General features: G+C 44.8%; 15 protein-coding genes. 12 read left to right on the forward strand and 3 right to left on the reverse strand.

Features of this window, described 5'->3' with window-relative positions; genetic code table 11:
* Window positions 1–73: 73 nt before the first annotated feature.
* From AC57BQ_RS16515 to AC57BQ_RS16565, 11 genes are all read left to right on the forward strand, one after another.
* Window positions 74–1,870 (forward strand): acyl-CoA dehydrogenase FadE, encoded by a 1,797-nt coding sequence (locus AC57BQ_RS16515; protein WP_496407338.1) that lies wholly within the window; start codon window positions 74–76, stop codon window positions 1,868–1,870.
* Between the two features lie 232 nt (window positions 1,871–2,102).
* A complete protein-coding gene (locus AC57BQ_RS16520) occupies window positions 2,103–2,846 on the forward strand; it encodes an electron transfer flavoprotein subunit beta/FixA family protein (RefSeq protein WP_496407339.1) in 744 nt (247 codons plus the stop codon).
* A 113-nt stretch (window positions 2,847–2,959) separates the two neighbouring features.
* Window positions 2,960–3,937 (forward strand): electron transfer flavoprotein subunit alpha/FixB family protein, encoded by a 978-nt coding sequence (locus AC57BQ_RS16525; RefSeq protein WP_496407340.1) that lies wholly within the window; start codon window positions 2,960–2,962, stop codon window positions 3,935–3,937.
* A gap of 100 nt (window positions 3,938–4,037) precedes the next feature.
* Complete coding sequence (locus tag AC57BQ_RS16530; protein ID WP_496407341.1) at window positions 4,038–4,496, forward strand: acyl-CoA thioesterase; 459 nt, start codon at window positions 4,038–4,040, stop codon at window positions 4,494–4,496.
* Between the two features lie 2 nt (window positions 4,497–4,498).
* Window positions 4,499–4,759 carry an acyl-CoA-binding protein gene (locus tag AC57BQ_RS16535; RefSeq protein ID WP_496407342.1) on the forward strand — a complete coding sequence of 87 codons (261 nt, stop codon included), beginning with the start codon at window positions 4,499–4,501 and terminating at the stop codon, window positions 4,757–4,759.
* 393 nt (window positions 4,760–5,152) lie between these two features.
* Window positions 5,153–5,605 (forward strand): DUF2147 domain-containing protein, encoded by a 453-nt coding sequence (locus AC57BQ_RS16540; RefSeq protein WP_090467729.1) that lies wholly within the window; start codon window positions 5,153–5,155, stop codon window positions 5,603–5,605.
* Window positions 5,606–5,723: 118 nt separating this feature from the next.
* Window positions 5,724–8,102 (forward strand): 3-hydroxyacyl-CoA dehydrogenase/enoyl-CoA hydratase family protein, encoded by a 2,379-nt coding sequence (locus AC57BQ_RS16545; protein ID WP_496407343.1) that lies wholly within the window; start codon window positions 5,724–5,726, stop codon window positions 8,100–8,102.
* Window positions 8,103–8,219: 117 nt separating this feature from the next.
* Window positions 8,220–9,395, forward strand: coding sequence for an acetyl-CoA C-acyltransferase (locus AC57BQ_RS16550; RefSeq protein WP_496407344.1), 1,176 nt, complete (start codon window positions 8,220–8,222; stop codon window positions 9,393–9,395).
* Window positions 9,396–9,546: 151 nt separating this feature from the next.
* Complete coding sequence (locus AC57BQ_RS16555) at window positions 9,547–11,361, forward strand: AMP-dependent synthetase/ligase (protein WP_496407345.1); 1,815 nt, start codon at window positions 9,547–9,549, stop codon at window positions 11,359–11,361.
* Between the two features lie 98 nt (window positions 11,362–11,459).
* Entirely contained in the window at window positions 11,460–12,230 is a 771-nt protein-coding gene (locus tag AC57BQ_RS16560; RefSeq protein ID WP_496407346.1) for an enoyl-CoA hydratase/isomerase family protein, read from the forward strand.
* A 163-nt stretch (window positions 12,231–12,393) separates the two neighbouring features.
* Complete coding sequence (locus AC57BQ_RS16565; protein ID WP_496407347.1) at window positions 12,394–13,278, forward strand: SDR family oxidoreductase; 885 nt, start codon at window positions 12,394–12,396, stop codon at window positions 13,276–13,278.
* Between the two features lie 208 nt (window positions 13,279–13,486).
* On the opposite strand, the gene AC57BQ_RS16570 is transcribed toward AC57BQ_RS16565, so the two are convergent.
* The 3 genes from AC57BQ_RS16570 to AC57BQ_RS16580 form a co-directional block, all read right to left on the reverse strand.
* Window positions 13,487–14,314, reverse strand: a complete 828-nt coding sequence (locus tag AC57BQ_RS16570) for a hypothetical protein (protein WP_496407348.1) — start codon at window positions 14,312–14,314, stop codon at window positions 13,487–13,489.
* Window positions 14,311–15,315: a polymorphic toxin type 23 domain-containing protein gene (locus AC57BQ_RS16575; RefSeq protein WP_496407349.1), complete on the reverse strand. Its 1,005-nt coding sequence runs from the start codon at window positions 15,313–15,315 to the stop codon at window positions 14,311–14,313. The genes AC57BQ_RS16570 and AC57BQ_RS16575 overlap by 4 nt, the downstream gene beginning before the upstream one ends.
* 103 nt (window positions 15,316–15,418) lie before the next feature.
* Window positions 15,419–16,033, reverse strand: coding sequence for a hypothetical protein (locus AC57BQ_RS16580; RefSeq protein WP_496407350.1), 615 nt, complete (start codon window positions 16,031–16,033; stop codon window positions 15,419–15,421).
* A gap of 812 nt (window positions 16,034–16,845) precedes the next feature.
* Here AC57BQ_RS16580 and lat point away from each other — a divergent pair.
* Window positions 16,846–18,177, forward strand: coding sequence for an L-lysine 6-transaminase (gene lat, locus AC57BQ_RS16585; RefSeq protein WP_496407351.1), 1,332 nt, complete (start codon window positions 16,846–16,848; stop codon window positions 18,175–18,177).
* Window positions 18,178–18,356: the final 179 nt, after the last annotated feature.

The raw sequence follows: 18,356 nt of genomic DNA on the forward strand, positions 1-18,356 counted from the left end.
CATCCTAAACAAATGCAGCTGTCTTGATACTTGATACTAACTACTTGATACCAACTGTAAAAACTTCATAACTATGAGTGAGACTGAATCAATAAAAGCCTTAAAAGGAGGTGAGTTCCTGATCAGGGAAACACAGGCTGATAGTGTTTTTATTCCGGAAGAGTGGAACGAAGAGCAATTGATGATCGCGGAAACCTGCACCAATTTTCTGGCTCAGAACGTAGCACCCAATTTAGCACGCATTGACGATCAGGAAGAAGGTTTGATGCCCCATTTGATGGAAGAAGCCGGTGCGCTCGGTCTGCTGAGTATCTCCATTCCCGAAGAATATGGCGGCTTTGGTAAAGATTTTAAAACATCGATGCTGGTTACCGAAAAACTGGGTGCGGGCAATTCATTTTCCGTAGCTTTTTCGGCCCATACCGGTATTGGCACCCTACCTATTTTATATTACGGTACCGATGCCCAAAAAGAAAAATATATTCCCAAACTGGCCAGCGGCGAGTGGAAGGGCGCTTATTGCCTTACCGAGCCGGGTGCAGGCTCTGATGCCAACTCGGGTAAAGCACGTGCAAAACTTTCGGCCGATGGTAAATATTACCTGCTTACCGGTCAAAAAATGTGGATCACCAATGCTGGTTTTGCCGATATTTTTACCGTGTTCGCCAAAATTGATAATGATGAGAACCTGAGCGCTTTCATCGTAGAGAAAGGTTTTGAAGGCTTATCCCTCAACACCGAAGAACACAAAATGGGTATCAAAGGCAGCTCAACCCGTCAGGTATTTTTTAATGATTGCAAAGTACCGGTTGAAAACCTGCTATCCGAAAGACAGAACGGCTTTAAAATAGCGGTTAACATCCTCAATCTCGGTCGTATTAAACTGGGTGGCGCAACCGTTGGTGCCAGTAAAGAAGTAATTACATCAGCTATCCGTTATGCCAATGAGCGTGAGCAATTTGGCAGGCCGATCTCTAAATATGGCGCTATCCGCTATAAACTGGCGCAGCAGGCTATCCGCACCTATGCTTCTGAGTCGGCTATATACCGTGCCAGTCAGAATATGGAGGAGGCTACCGAGATGTACGAAGCATCGGGTATGGACGCTATCCAGGCCAAATTAAAAGGTACCGAGCAATTCGCTATTGAAGCGGCCATTATTAAAGTACATGCTTCTGAAACACTGGATTATGTGGTTGACGAAGGCGTACAGATCTACGGTGGTATGGGCTACAGTGCCGAAGCGCCGATGGACCGTGCTTACCGCGACTCGCGAATCAACCGCATATTTGAAGGCACCAACGAAATAAACCGGATGCTTACCGTGGATATGATGCTGAAACGCGCCATGAAAGGTGAGCTCGACCTGATGGGTCCTGCCCAGAAAGTAGCCGGCGAGTTGGTTAGCGTACCCGATTTTGGCGGCTCAGATGATGACGGTTTGTTCACCCACGAGAAAAAATATATTGCCAATTTTAAGAAAGCCGTTTTGATGGTTGCCGGCGCGGCAGTACAAAAACTGATGGCCCAACTGGGTAAGGAGCAGGAAGTACTGATGTACCTGGCCGATATGCTGATTGAGCTTTACGTAAGCGAATCATTACAACTGCGTGTTGAAAAATTGGTAAGCCTAAAGGGCGAAGATGCCGTTAAAGAGCAACTGGACATTATGCGGGTTTACATCAACGATGCAGCCGGTAACATAGCCAAAGCCGGTCGCGAAGCTATTAACTCATTTGCCGATGGCGACGAACGCCGGATGATGCTGATGGGTCTTAAACGCTTCACCAAAACCGAAGATATCAATACTACCCAGGCCCGCAGAAACATAGCGGCCAAACTGATCGACGAAAATAAATATTGCTATTAACGAAAACCCCGACCTCTCCAGAGGAAAGGGAGTGCTATGCACTCGACGCTTCCCGACAAGAGGATTCAGGAGTCTCCCCCACCAGGCCGGTGGGGAGACTCGCAGGGGCTTTTTAAGAGAGACAGGAATATAAGAGTCAGGAATCAAGAAAAACTTTGAATAACTTTTGTGACCTTCTTGATTCTTGACTCTTATCTCTTGATTCCAAACCCGCATAACCTAAAATAAAAACATGAAGATATTAGTGTGTATAAGCCAGGTGCCGGATACCAGCACCAAAATTGTACTAAAAGATAACAATACAGCAATCAATAACCAGGGTGTTACCTATGTAATAAACCCTTACGACGAATGGTATGCCCTGGTGCGCGCCCTCGAACTGAAAGAAACAGGCATAGCCAGCGACATCCACCTGATAACCGTAGGCAAGGCAGATACCGAGCCCGTGATCCGCAAAGCGCTGGCATTAGGTGGCGATGAAGCTATCCGCATAGATGCCGACAGCCATGACCCTTATGAAACCGCAAATTACATAGCTGAATATGCCAAAAGCGTGGGATACGACCTGATCCTCTGCGGTAAAGAATCCATAGATTATAACAACGGAGCCGTAGGCGCCATGCTGGCCGAGCTATTGGATACCAATTACATTGGTTTTGCGACCGATATCCAGATAGATGACAATACCGCTACTGTAAAACGCGAAATAGAAGGCGGCGAAGAAACAGATACCAGTAACCTGCCTGTGGTGATCGCCTGTCAGAAAGGTGTTGCGGAAGCCCGGATACCCAATATGCGTGGTATTATGGCCGCCCGTACCCGTCCGCTTAAAGTGGTCGCGCCAGCATCAGTTGGCTCAGTGACCGAAATTTTATCTTACGAACTGCCCCCCGCGAAAGCCGGTATAAAAATGGTTAGTCCGGATAATATGGATGAGCTGGTGGAGTTGCTTCATGCGGAAGCCAAAGTCATTTAATTAATTATTAATCGCCTCACCTAAATCCTCTCCAAAGGAGAGGACTTTAAAAACAAAAATTCTTAGAACCCTCTCCTTTGGAGAGGGCAGGGTGAGGCTTAAAACCTATAAAAATGTCTGTAATCGTATTGGTAGAACATACCGAAGGAAATATAAAAAAGAAAAGTCTGGAAGCTGTGCAGTATGCTGCCGGCATCGCCCAAAAAACAGGGACAACGGTAAGCGCCGTGGTATTAGGCACTCTTGCCGGTACTGAAATGGAAAGCCTGGGTCAGTACGGCGCTCAAAAAGTGCTACATGTTGCCGATGCCCGCCTGGATGAACTGCATGCCCGGGCTTATACCAGCGCCTTGCTGGCTGCCGCCCAAAAAGAAGGCAGCAAAATCATCATCGCTTTGCATGATATCAATGGTCGGGCCGTGGCACCCCGCTTATCTGCCAAACTAAAGGCAGGTTTGGTAGCGGGCGCACTCTCCTATCCCGATCTGGATAAAGGCTTTGTGATCAAAAAAGCGGTATTCTCGGGCAAAGCATTTGCCTTTGTGAATATCACCAGCGATGTAAAAGTGATCACACTGATGCCTAACACTTTTCAGTTAAACAAAGGTGAGGGCAAAGCCACTATCGAAAAACTGGATGTAAGCTTTGGCGATAAAGATTTTGGGGTAAAGGTTAAGGAAGTTAATCTGATCAAAGGCGAGATCCCGCTGTCTGATGCCCAATTGGTGGTATCCGGTGGCCGTGGTATGAAAGGTCCAGAAAATTGGGGACTGATCGAAAACCTGGCCAAAGAATTAGGCGCGGGTACCGCTTGCTCCCGTCCCGTAGCCGACGCACACTGGCGTCCGCATCATGAGCACGTGGGCCAAACCGGTGGTACTGTAAGGCCCAACCTGTATATAGCCGTAGGCATTTCTGGTGCGATACAGCATTTGGCTGGAGTTAACGGATCAAAAACGATTGTGGTAATCAACAAAGATCCCGAAGCGCCATTTTTTAAGGCTGCCAACTACGGTGTGGTAGGCGACGCGATGGAAATTTTGCCACGCCTAACCGAAGCGGTGAAGAATTTTAAGCAAAACCATAAATAAAGCTGAAAGCGTAAAGCCGAAAGCTGAAAGCTGTCGGGAGTTTAATTTAATAGGTAAAAACGCTTTAAGCTTTGTGCTTTAAGCCTTAAGCTAAAAAAAAATGAATGTTTATTATGAAGGTCAGGTGATATGGGCGCAATTAGACGCCAATCAACATATGCGGCACTCGGCTTATGCCGATGTGGCAGCGCAAGCCAGGTTAAATTTATTGGAGAGTCTGGGATCGATGCCCACCAAACTTTTTGAACTTAAAATAGGTCCGGTACTGTTTAAGGAAGAATTGAACTACCTGCGCGAAATTACCATTAATGATTACGTCAAAGTTACCTGCGAAGTGATCAGTTCCCGGGCCGATAGTTCTCGCTGGACGTTCAGGCAGGAAGTGTATCGTGGTGACGGTGTTAAAGCCGCCGTGATCATCGTACAAGGTGCCTGGATCGATACCGTGAAACGCAAACTAACCCCATTACCTGCTGAATTAAGTGAGCTGTTCATCAAAGCGCCCAAAAGCGACGATTATGTGGAAGAACTTCCTAAATCACAAAATCAACACAAATAAAAATGGATCAAAAAGAAGTTTTTGAAAAAGCAGTAGCGGATAGTAAAACTTTGCCCGCCAAACCCGATAACGAAACGCTGCTGCGTTTATATAGTTTATACAAACAAGCCACCGAAGGCGATATCAACACGGATAACCAACCGGGTATGTTCGACTTTGTGGCTAAGGCTAAATATGATGCCTGGTTAAATTTAAAAGGGGTTACGGCCGATGTTGCCCGCCAGCAATATATTGATCTGGTAAAGGAATTGTCAGGAAAGTAAAGTGGCGTAAAAAAATCACGAAAAACACCTATCTTTAAATAAACCAATTTATAGCAACACAAATAGAAATTTCCGAAATTTTGACAAATGTTTCCGCCATTTGGCCCTTTGTTAAGCTTCGCTAAAAAGGATATTTGTTTACTGTAAATGAGAGCCGGGAATTAAGAACCAGGAATCAAGAGAAGGACATAATCAGCAAATTACTGTTTGTCTTAATTCTTGATTCTAATATCTTGATTCTTTAATAAACCAATACTAAATTATTTTTTTAACCCTGTCGCTTAATTCTGTTTGTCTCCTGCAAAAGAGATGCTGATTCGCCGTTGTATACATCGTGATTTGGCAGCTTTGAAAGACATATTTGATTATTCGACAATAGCATCAAAAAAAGCCATGTCATCACCTAAAAAGCATTTCGCCCGTTTCGTATTAATCCTGCTTACTGTAGTATCCGTGAATATTGCGGCCAAAGCCCAGACCGATAAAATTGAGGGACTGTGGTACAATGATATCAAAAGTGCCAAAATACAGATCAGCAAAGGCAGCGACGGTAAGTTTAACGGTAAAATAATATGGCTTAAGGAGCCGCTCAAAAACGGCAAACCTAAAGTAGATGACGAAAACAAGGACGAGAAGCTGCGTACCAGGCCCATCATAGGTTTACACATCCTGGAAGGCTTTGTACCCGATGGTGACAACAAATATACCGATGGCAAGATCTATGATCCTAAAAACGGAAAAACCTACTCCTGCAATATCACTTACAAAGGCAAAACATTATCAATCCGCGGCTACATCGGCGTATCGCTGTTTGGCCGCACAACAGTCTGGGAACGGGCGGAATAATTTTTTGTATCAAGTAGCTAGTATCAAGTATCACGACTAAAACAATATTTAATAGCCAGCAAGATCTTGATACTTGATACTAGCTACTTGATACTAACCTCAACTACTTGATACTATTATGAACAAACGAATTATAAAAAAAGTAGCCGTTCTGGGCTCGGGTGTAATGGGCAGCCGTATTGCTTGCCATTTCGCCAATATCGGGGTACAGGTGCTGCTATTGGATATTGTACCAAAGGATGCCCCCGCTGGCGATAAAAAAGCCCGCAATAAAATTGTTAATGACGCGCTTGATTTCGCTTTAAAATCAAACCCCTCGCCTATCTATCTTAAATCATTTGCCCGGCGCATCAGCACCGGCAACTTTGAGGACGATATGGCAAAAATAGCCGATTACGATTGGGTGATCGAAGTAGTGGTAGAGCGGCTGGATATCAAACAACAGGTATTTGAAACGGTCGAAAAACACCGCAAACCAGGTACACTCATCACCTCCAATACTTCGGGCATCCCTATTCATTTGATGACCGAAGGCCGAAGCGATGATTTCAAGAAGCATTTCTGCGGTACCCACTTCTTTAACCCGCCACGGTATTTAAAATTGCTGGAGATCATCCCGACAAAAGATACCTCGCCGGAAGTGGTCGACTTTCTGATGGAGTACGGTGAGCAATTTTTGGGTAAAACAACCGTTTTGGCTAAAGATACCCCTGCTTTTATTGGCAACCGTATCGGTGTGTTCGCCATCATGAGCATACTACATTATGTAGAAAAAACCGGCATGACGGTGGAAGAGATCGACAAGCTGACAGGGTCCGTTATCGGTCACCCGAAATCAGCTACCTTCCGTACCAATGATGTGGTGGGCTTGGATACGATGGTGCATGTGGCTAACGGCCTCAGCAAAAACGCGCCCGATGATGAGGCGAAAGAGCTATTTGCTATTCCTGAGTTTGTGAACGGCATGTTGAAGAACAATTGGCTGGGCAGCAAAACCGGGCAGGGCTTTTATAAAAAAGAAAAAGTGGATGGCGCCAATCAATTCTTCGCGCTTGACCTCAAAACGCTGGAATATAAACCATCTCAAAAAGTAAAATTCCCAGTTTTAGATATTACCAAAAATATCGATAACTTAAAGGAACGTTTAAAGGTGCTAATCGCGGCAAAAGATAAAGCCGGCGATTTTTACCGCTCTACTTTTTACCAGCTTTTTGCTTACGCCAGCAACCGCATCCCCGAAATTGCCGACGAGTTTTACAAAATAGATGCGGCCGTTACTGCCGGTTTCGGCTGGGAAATAGGCCCCTTTGAAAAATGGGATGCCTTAGGCGTTGCCGATACCGTGAAAGCGATGGAAGCCGCAGGCAGCAAACCTGCCCAATGGATATATGATATGCTGGCCTCCGGTGCCGATAGCTTTTACAAAATAGCCGATGGCAACCGCCAGTATTATGATATCGCCTCCAAAACTTATAAGGTAATTCCGGGTACCGAGAATTTTATACTGCTGAGCAATATCCGCGAAGCCAATACTATCTGGAAAAACACCGGCACTACCATTACCGATATCGGCGATGGCATCATCAACCTGGAGTTCCATACCAAAATGAACACCATTGGCGGCGATGTGATAGAAGGTATCAACAAAGCCATTACCCTGGCCGAAAAGAGTTACAAAGGCCTGGTGATCTCGAACGAAGGCGCCAATTTCAGCGCAGGCGCCAATGTGGGTATGATATTTATGATGGCCGTGGAGCAGGAGTTTGACGAACTGAATATGGTGATCAAAGCCTTCCAAACAGCCATGATGCGCATCCGTTATTCATCTATTCCGGTGGTGGCAGCACCTCATCAAATGGCGCTGGGTGGTGGTTGCGAGCTTTGCCTGCATGCCGATAAGGTTGTTGCCCATGCCGAACTGTATATGGGCCTCGTGGAATTTGGCGTTGGCCTGATCCCCGGCGGCGGCGGTACCAAGGAATTTGCCCTGCGCCTGTCGGATGAGTTACAGGATGGCGATATCGAACTCAACAATTTCCGCGACCGTTTCCTGACCATTGGCCAGGCTAAAGTATCCACCTCGGCATACGAGGCTTTTGAACATGGTTACCTGAAAAAAGGCCGCGACGTAGTGGTGGTATCACAAAACCGCCTGCTGGCCGAGGCTAAACAACATTGCCTGCAATTGGCTAACGAAGGTTATGTGCAACCCGTTCAGCGTACCGATATCCGGGTGCTGGGCAAACAGGCTTTGGGCCTGGGTTATGTGGGTGCCAATACCATGTATAGCGGTAATTATATCAGTGAGCACGACGTAAAAATTTCGCAGAAGCTGGCCTACGTACTGGCTGGCGGCGATCTGTCGCAACCATCGCTGGTAAGCGAAGAATATTTGCTGGGGCTGGAACGGGAAGCTTTTGTTTCCCTCTGCACCGAGCGTAAAACACTGGAGCGTATCCAGTCGATCATAACAGGTGGTAAAGTGTTAAGGAATTAATTTGAAAGGGAGTATCAAGCAGTTAGTATCAGGTATCACGACTCTTGAAGTTTAAAATCAAAAAGAGACTGTCTTGATACTTGATACTAACTACTTGATACTATAAAATAAAAACATATGAACGCATACATAGTGGCTGCAAGCCGCAGCGCAGTTGGAAAAGCAACCCGGGGAGGTTTTAGGTTTACCCGGCCGGATACCCTTGCAGCAGATGTGATCAAACATCTCATGGCATCGGTACCCAACGTAGATAAGGATCAGATAGAAGATGTAATTGTAGGTAACGCTACCCCCGAGGCCGAACAAGGCTTAAACGTGGGCCGACTGATATCGCTCATGGCCCTGGATACCGATAAAGTACCCGGGATGACCGTGAACCGTTATTGCGCATCGGGCCTGGAAACCATTGCCATTGCATCGGCAAAGGTACACAGCGGCATTGCCGATTGTATTATTGCCGGCGGTGTAGAAAGCATGAGCCTGCTGCCTATGGGCGGCTGGCGCGTGGTGCCCAATGCTGATATTGCCCTGGCTCACCCCGATTATTATTGGGGCATGGGTTTAACCGCCGAAGCCGTAGCCAAAGAATATAAAGTTGGTCGCGAAGAGCAGGACCAGTTTGCCTATAACTCTCATCAGAAAGCCATCAACGCCATCAAAGAAGGCAAGTTTAAAGACGAAATAGTACCGGTAAATGTGACCGAAACCTATGTTGATGAAACCGGCAAAAAGAAAAACCGCGACTTTAAAGTAGATACCGACGAAGGCCCACGTGCCGATACATCATTGGAGGCATTGGCCAAACTGAAACCCGTATTTGATGCAAGGGGTGTAGTAACCGCGGGTAACTCATCCCAAACAAGTGATGGTGCAGCCTTTGTGATGGTAGTAAGCGAGCGCTTTTTAAAAGCCAATAACTTAAAACCGATTGCCCGCCTGGTAAATTATGCTGTTGCAGGTGTGCCGCCGCGTATTATGGGTATTGGTCCGCTGGTGGCTATACCCAAAGCGTTGAAACAGGCAGGCATGAAACAGCAGGACATTGATCTGATCGAACTGAACGAAGCCTTTGCATCGCAATCACTGGCAGTTATCAAAGGTTTGGATCTGGACATCGATCGTATCAACGTTAATGGCGGTGCCATAGCCCTGGGTCACCCGTTGGGTTGTACCGGTGCCAAGCTATCTGTACAGCTTTTTAACGAGTTAAAACGCAGGGACAAAAAATACGGTATGGTTACCATGTGCGTAGGTACCGGACAAGGTGCCGCGGGCATTTTTGAATTATTATAATTTGGGTATCAAGTAGCTGGTATCAAGTATCACGATTTTGAATACTTGATACATAACGGAGGCGTCTTGATACTAACCAGTTACTAAATAAGACTCGATATACAAAACGAGTGTCTTGATACTTGATACTAACTACTTGATACTAAAAAAGATGGAAAAAGTGGCAAGATTGTTTGATTGCATGGAGATTCAGGCCCGGGAGCCCCGGATCGATCTGTTAAATGCCAAGGAGAATGGCGTATGGCGGGCATACAGTACGCAGGAAACCCACACCATGATCTACCAGTTAGCCATGGCCTTGTTAGACCTCGGCGTTTCGGGTGGTGATGGCACTACCGAGGGCCGTGATAAAATCGGCCTCATCAGCAACGGACGACCCGAATGGATCGTGACCGATCTGGCCGTACAGCAAACCGGCGCTATCCTGGTACCCCTGTATCCTAACAGTAATCCCAAAGAACTGGAGCAGATCCTGAACGAAGCTGAGGTAAAATACCTGTTTGTAAGCGGTAAAGAGCTGTATGATAAAGTAAATGCTGTATGCGCCAATATACCATCCCTAAAAGCCATTTACACCTTTGATCAGCTGGATAATTGTCCCAATTGGACTGTGTTATTTAAACCTCTACCCGAGGGCTATCGCGACAGGTTATCAGCCATCAGCAAAACCATTGGCGAAGATGATGTAACTACTATTATTTACACATCGGGCACCACCGGTCGGCCAAAAGGCGTGATGCTTACGCATAAGAACATCGTGAGTAATGTGGTATCATCCGGTGAGGTACTTAACCAGATCCCTATCGAACAGAAACGGGCTTTGAGCTTTTTACCCCTCAATCACATTTTCGAAAAAATGTGTACTTACATCTATCTCTTTTATGGTTTTTCCATCTCCTATGCCGAAAGCATGGATACCATTGGCGCCAACATGAAAGAGGCTAAGCCTTATATTTTTACCGCTGTACCACGCCTGCTGGAGAAAGTATTCGAAAAGATCATGGCAGCCGGACAGCAGCTCACCGGCATCAAAAAGAAAATCTTTTTATGGTCGATAAAAGTGGCCGAGCAGTTCGAGATCGAAAATCAAAGTCTCTGGTATAAAATTAAACTGGCCATTGCCGATAAGCTGGTGTACAGCAAATGGCGCGAAGCGGTAGGCGGTAATGTAAAAGCCATTGTTATTGGCAGCTCTGCCTGTCCCATCAAGCTCGAAAAAATATTTACCGCTGCCGGCATGACGGTGATGGAAGGTTACGGCCTCACAGAAACATCGCCCGTGATCGCGGTGAACTGTTATGTTACAGGCGGTCGTAAATTCGGCACCGTAGGCAAGCTGATCAGCGGTGTACAGGTTAAAATTGCCGAAGACGGCGAGATACTTTGTAAAGGACCAAACATTACCGTGGGCTATTATAAAAACCCCGAAATGACCGCCGAAGTGATCAAAGACGGCTGGTTCAGCACCGGCGATATTGGCGAGTTGGACAAAGATGGTTTCCTGAAAATAACCGATCGTAAAAAGGAGATTTTCAAAACATCTGGTGGTAAATACGTGGCGCCTATGCCTATTGAAAATAAGATGAAAGAAAATCATTTTATTGAGCAAATGATGGTGGTTGGTGCCGAACGAAAATTTACCGCGGCCCTCATCGTACCCTCGTATACCAATTTGAAACCCTGGTGCGAAAAAAACGATATCCCCTTTACATCGCACAATGAACTCATCAGGGATCCCCGGGTTATTGAACTTTACCAATCCATCATTGAGGGCTTTAATCCTGAGTTTAACCACGTAGAGCAGGTAAAAAAACTCACTTTATTACCCGAAGAGTGGTCGATAGACAGCGGCGAACTTACCCCTACCGGCAAAATGAAACGCAAAGTGATCACCGAGAAATATAAAACCGAAATTGATAAGATCTATTCCGGCGAAGAACATGAAAATCCTTCGTTAGTGCATTGACTTTAGTATCAAGTATCACGACTTTTAAACGTGGCATGTACAAGCAAAAACTGTCTTGATACTTGATACTAGCTACTTGATACCCAATCCTAAAAAGCATGACAACATTTCAATTAACCATAAACAACGGCCTGGCTATATTAACACTGGATCGTGGCCGGTCAAATGCTATTAACCACCAGATGGTTAAGGAGCTGATCACCGCCATACAAACGCTTGAAAATGATACGAGCGTTGGCGGACTCATCATCACCGGCAAACCAGGCTTCTTTTCATCTGGCATCGACCTGATTGAGGCTTATGAATATAACGAGGAACAAAGTCGCGGCTTGTGGACCGATTTCCTGTTGCTGCAGCGATCATTGGTGGCTTTCAGAAAACCGATGGTAGCAGCTATCAGCGGTCATAGTCCGGCAGGGGGATGTGTATTAGCCATTTGCTGCGATTATCGGGTCATGGCCGAAGGTTCCTTTATTATCGGCTTAAATGAGATTCCCGTAGGCATCATTGTGCCCGACAGCGTGGCTACTCTGTATTCTTTTTGGCTGGGACAACGCAGGGCTTATCAATACCTGATGGAAGGTAAACTCCTGAAAGTTAATGAAGCGCTGGAAGTTGGCCTGATAGATGAGATCAGCGCACCTGAAAGCCTGCTCACCACTGCCGAAAGAAAGATCAGGACCTATATGCAGCTTAATCAGGTAACCTGGAGCCAGAGCAAGCTAAACCTGCGGCATGAACTCATAACCAAGCTCAGTGCCGACCAAAGCACAGCCCTAAACCATATGCTGGCACAATGGTGGGCCCCCGAAGTACGCAAAGGCCTGCAAATGCTTATCCAGAATTTAAAATCAAAAACAACAGCTTAGGAAGTATCAAGTAGTTAGTATCAAGTATCACGATTTTTAAACATCGCATATTATAAGCGTCTGCATTTAAACTGGCACAAAAAAACCATGAACCAGCGAGGTGCTTTTGTCTTGATACTTGATACTAGCTACTTGATACCATAAACACCTAAAAACGAAACCAATGAGCAATAGCACAGCAGTAACCACAGGTATGTTAAGGGATGATGCCCTGAAAGGAAAAACCATTATTGTAACCGGTGGCGGCACGGGTTTGGGTAAAGCCATGGGTACCTACTTTTTAAAACTGGGCGCCAATTTGGTGATCACCAGTCGTAAGTTGGATGTGCTGGAAAAAACCGCTGCCGAAATGCAAACCGAAACCAGCGGCAAAGTTTTGGCCATTGCCTGCGACGTACGCAATTATGATGACGTGCAAAAAATGCTGGAGCAATCCATTGCCACTTTCGGCCGGGTTGATGCCCTGCTGAACAATGCGGCGGGCAATTTCATTTCTCCTACGGAACGCCTTTCTGCCAATGCGTTTTCGGCGGTTATTGATATTGTGTTGAAAGGTTCGGTCAATTGCTCGCTCGCCCTGGGCAAATACTGGATAGCCGAAAAAATGCCCGGCAGCATCCTCAACATTATCACCACTTATGCTTTTACCGGCTCGGCTTATGTGGTGCCATCGGCTTGTGCCAAAGGCGGCGTACTGGCCATGACTCGCTCGCTGGCTGTTGAATGGGGTAGGCACGGTATCCGTACCAATGCCATAGCCCCTGGCCCCTTCCCTACCAAAGGCGCATGGGAACGTTTACTACCCGGCGATATGGCGCAAAAGTTTGATTTCAAAAACCGCGTACCCCTGAAACGAGTAGGCGAACACCAGGAACTGGCTAACCTGGCCGCGTTCCTCGTGTCCGATTTTTCGGGCTACATCAACGGCGAAGTGATCACCATAGACGGCGGCGAATGGCTGCAAGGCGCAGGCCAGTTCAGCGGACTGGAAATGATACCTGACCAAATGTGGGACAGCATCGAACAGGCCACCCGCAAAGCGCAGTAATACGATACAAATAACGGGCACCAAATGGATCATGCCGAACTCGTTTCGGCATCTCAAAGAACAGGTTAGTCGCCATACAATCGGCAACCTGATAATGGGATGCTGAAACAAGTTCAGCATGACTTTTCTTTTTTCATCCACTCAGGGTCTCCTGAAAGGGACCCTGAGGTTGCCCGTAACCCGTATATAATTTTTGTTTAGCAGAATATCATGGTTTATACCTCACCCTGATATCCTTAAAATGCATCCAGTCATCGGGCAATGAATCGGGGGGAATATTTGTAATGTCTGGATCTTTACCGATATTAAAAAATATGTCCGTTTTACCTTTGTTGTTTGCATAATAGATGGCCCTGTATGAACCATAAAGTGTAACCCCCTTGGTAAATTTAGCATCGTCCCAGAAACCGCTAATACCGATCTGAAAATTATCCTGCCTGTAAAACTTCATGGGTAATGAAAACGTTGTATCGGGGTCTGCTGATTTAAAATGCTGTAGCTCCTGCGGCAAATTATCAGTAACCGTATTAAGTGTCAATATGCTTTTATCCCCGTTCAGGCTGTAAGTCCACGTATCGATTATAGCTGGTTTATCTTTACGTGTAAAATTAAAGGCATTAAGCTCAGGATCATATTGCCCGATATAAAAAAGATTCAAATACCACAGATTTACAAAATTAGTTTTACTAAATACCGGCTCATCATATATCCACTTATACGATCTGTCATGGGTATAAAACGGGGGGATGGTTGTTAAGTACAACACACGGCCGCTTTGTTTTGAAAATAATAAGTACTGTATTTCAATACGCTCGCGATCGGTATCAACTAGTTCTTCATAGTTTTTTCTGACAATACTATATTCGCTCTTTGGCTTTCCAATCTGCCGGGTATATAATTCATAACCCGAATCTAAGTCGATCCTTACAGGGTTATAATATTTAACATCACTATCCCAATTGGTATATGTGTAATAGCGGCATCCCATGCTTAACATCAACAGAAAAGCGATGAGTAAGAAATTTATCTTTTTCATTTTATGTTCAAATGGTCATGTGAATTGCTATAATCAACAGCGATTGAATAAGTGGCGGGGTAAGGGATATGATGATAGGAATTATAAATAACATAATGGATCAGGCTCTGAAAATCCAGGGCATAATCATTTTCCCGTTTTATAGTTACCCCAAAGCCGGTGTTGGTATTAGCTAAATGCAAACTATAGCACCCTTTGTTATAAAATTGCTGTGAAGTATCGCAGTAATTAACAAAAGACGTTCCTATTAAATTGGATAGGTTAAATGCGTTTTCTGTAAAGCCCGAGAATTTATGAAAGCCCAGTTCAATCAGGTTAATACTGGCTTTTTGCGGATCTAAATGATAGCTCAATAAACCGCCACCCGTATAATACCTGTCATAACGATCGCCTAAACCTATGTTTTTGATCCCGTACCCCCCGTCATTATAATAGCTGAACTGAAACCGCCCCTGGTGCAGGTTAACAAAGCCTACCCGCTGGCTTTTCTTACCCGGATCATTGGATATCACAAAATTGGTTCCTAATGAAACCGAGAAATGATAGGGGTTAACTAAGGCCGGATAAACAAAATCGGCAAAATAATAAAGCGGGATGCGGCTGTCCGGTAAGGTCCCGGCACGGCCTCGGGTTAAGCGGTAATCGGTACCTCCCGTGAGGGTAAGGGCATTGATCAGGTCAATAGTGGTTCTATGCCGGAGTTTACCGTAGGCAGGCGATGCCAATCCTCCATTGTATAACTGAACCTCCAGATTATAAGAGGGTGAAATAATCCGGGCTATGGCATAAGCGGCGCCCGCATCGAGGCAAAGCCGGTAAACAGGTGGTGCCCAGCGGCGTTCCTTAAATTCAAAGCCAACCGTTAATTTACCCGAAATTCCATACTGAAAAGGTGCCTGACTGTCTGATGTAGTATACTTTACTTGCGCCTCTGAAGTAATATTCACACACAAAAGAATTAACCAGCTTGCAAAGCCGGCTTTTACTGATAAGCCATTCATGATAAGGTATTAAGTTACTGAATGTAAGTATTTTACAATCACAAAACAAAGATTTAACTATAATTATTTCAATAAATACTCATTTCTTAAAAACCACTCACTTTTAAGCCCCCCCCATCTGCGGTCGATAACCCGAGCGAAACGCGTTGACAACCGACTTTGGCGTCAGCACCATAACTTTTGTCGATACCTGCAGCGGAACGCCTTGCTCATAACCAAAGGGTGTCCAATGCCAGATCATTTTATTGGCAAAAAGAAAGGGCTTATCATTGATCTGTATAAATACACCATCCGGCAGGTCATTAATAGCTGCTTCAAACGTTACTTTATGGCCATTTTTATCTATCCTTTCCTGGTGTATGATCTCGTCTATTTTTCCGATAAGTACTTTGTGATCAAATCCGTATTCGGGGTTGCCTTTGAGCCAGGCCGTTTTAAAACGACTAGCGTCGTCCCGGCGGCATTCAAAACATGGCCTGTGGCCCGCTGCAAATGCTGTAGCTTCATCCAAAAAGAACAATTCGGTATACAAATTGGGGGCCATTACCTGCCGGTGCCTGTCTTTAAATTCCAGCACACAGATCAGCCAGGCTTTTAATTTAAAGGGGCGCAATATGGTTTTGGTATCGCCATGCAGTTGACCACGGTTGCCCAGCCAGGCGCCGCGGGCACTCGTTTTAATAATATTCCCTTGCGGATCGACACGGTTTTGTAGCATACAGTACGCTTTAATCACAATTGGTGTTATTATTGATTTACACTAATTTACGATATATATTATATTGAAAGCACTATCCAGGTTACAAGCAAAATAGGTCATGCCGAACTCGTTTCGGCATCTCACAGAACAAGATAATCGCCATACCATGGGTACCTGCTGATGGGATGCTGAAACAAGTTCAGCATGACTTTCCTTTTTATATTGTGCGGACCTTCACAGACAACGGGAGACGGTCTATTTCATGATGCCGATGATTTTTCGTATATTGTATCATTCAACAGCCCGGGTATCTTTTATAAGGTACCCGGGCTGTTTGGTTAAAGGAAAATACAGACCAAAAACCGACCATTTGGTATACAGTTATTTGAAAATCAACACATTAATACTTTTTAAAGTTTCAAAAACGACTCAAAACTGTGTTAAAATTTGTTAAAAAGTGTTAAAATGAGGGTTTACCAAGCGTTTTTTACGTGTTTTTGCCCTGTTTTCGGGCTGAAAAGTGTTAAAATTTAAGGTTTAAAAAGTTTTTAGATCCAGATAATGATTAGGTCGGATTGTTTTTGGGGCCTGATATTGCTCATTTCGTCACTAATTATTTTGCCCCCTTGCTCCTGCAAACGCGCCATTTTTAGGAATTATTTGGAGGCCCGGATAATAAAATCTACCGGTCATTCCGGTATACTACTTTTGGCTTTGGTACAAAAAGTAACTTTAAACAATTTAAAGTTACTTTTTCGCCAATCGGTTCAAAAACCGCCTAATTTTTATTTTTAGGCACATTTTAGTAAATTTGTACAAACCAAATTTATATGTACAACCTACTTGTTTCTCCCGAAAATGTACAGGCTTCACTACAGAAGCATGTGCTTGCCGATGGCTTTGATCTCACGTTTGATATGGAAAAAAGTAAGGGTGTTTATATTTACGATGCTAAATATAACCGGACACTGCTTGATTTTTTCACCTGCTTCGCTTCCGTTCCTTTAGGCTACAACCATCCTAAAATGATAAACGACGAAGAGTTTAAAAAAAACCTGATGCTGGCCGCGTTAACCAATCCATCAAACTCCGATATCTATACCACGCAATACGCTCAGTTTGTTGAAACTTTTTCGCGCGTGGGTATACCTGACTACCTTCCGCATGCATTTTTCATTGCAGGGGGCTCATTAGCTATTGAGAACGCGCTTAAAGTTGCGATGGACTGGAAAGTACAGAAAAATTTTGCGAAGGGCTACACGAAGGAAAAAGGGCATAAAGTATTACATTTTGAGCAAGCCTTCCACGGTCGCTCTGGCTATACCTTAAGTTTAACCAATACCCAGCCCAACAAAACAAAATGGTTTGCCAAGTTCGACTGGCCGCGGGTATCAGTACCACAAATAAATTTCCCGTACAGCGATGCCAATCATGACGATCTGGTGCAAAGGGAGCAATTCTCCATTTCGCAGATCCGCACAGCCTTTGCCGAAAATAAGGATGATATATGCGCCATTATTATTGAGCCCATACAATCAGAAGGTGGTGATAACCATGTACGCAAAGAGTTTCTGGAAAAATTAAGGGAAATGGCCGATGAATACGAAGCCATGCTGATATATGATGAAGTACAAACAGGTGTTGGCCTTACCGGCAAATTCTGGTGTCACGAACATTTTGGCGAAAAAGCCCGTCCGGATATTTTAGCTTTTGGCAAAAAGATGCAGGTATGCGGTATACTGGCCAGCAACCGTGTTGATGAGGTAGAGAATAATGTTTTCAGGGTATCATCCCGCATCAACTCCACCTGGGGCGGCAGCCTGGTTGACATGGTAAGGTCATCAAAGATCATGGAGATCATGGAAGAAGATAACCTATGTGACAATGCCGCCAAAATGGGCGAATATTTACAGGATCAATTGGCAGATATCGCCTCCCGTAATCCAATTATCAGTAATGTGCGTGGTAAAGGTTTATTGACCGCCTTTGATTTTCCAGATAAAAATAAGCGGGATACTTTTATACAACAGGGCTTACAAAATAATATCATGTACCTGGGATGCGGTGAAAAAAGCATACGTTTCAGGCCGGCGCTGATCATTGAAAAAGAGCACATTGACCTTGGATTGGGCATGCTTGAAAAAATATCGCGTACCTTATAATAATGCAATAATATCGTTACAGGCAAATTAGTTATTCTATTCAATAAAGTCTTTTTATATTTAATATGTGGTGAACGGGGCGTTTCAAACGACGAAATGATACTTTTAGACGGTGAAAAGAGGTGATATATTAATATATACTATTTTTTAGACAAAATACGCTATATTTTTAATTATTA

It is taken from the genome of Mucilaginibacter sp. BGA-UO-ETr-C110 (assembly GCF_059567985.1).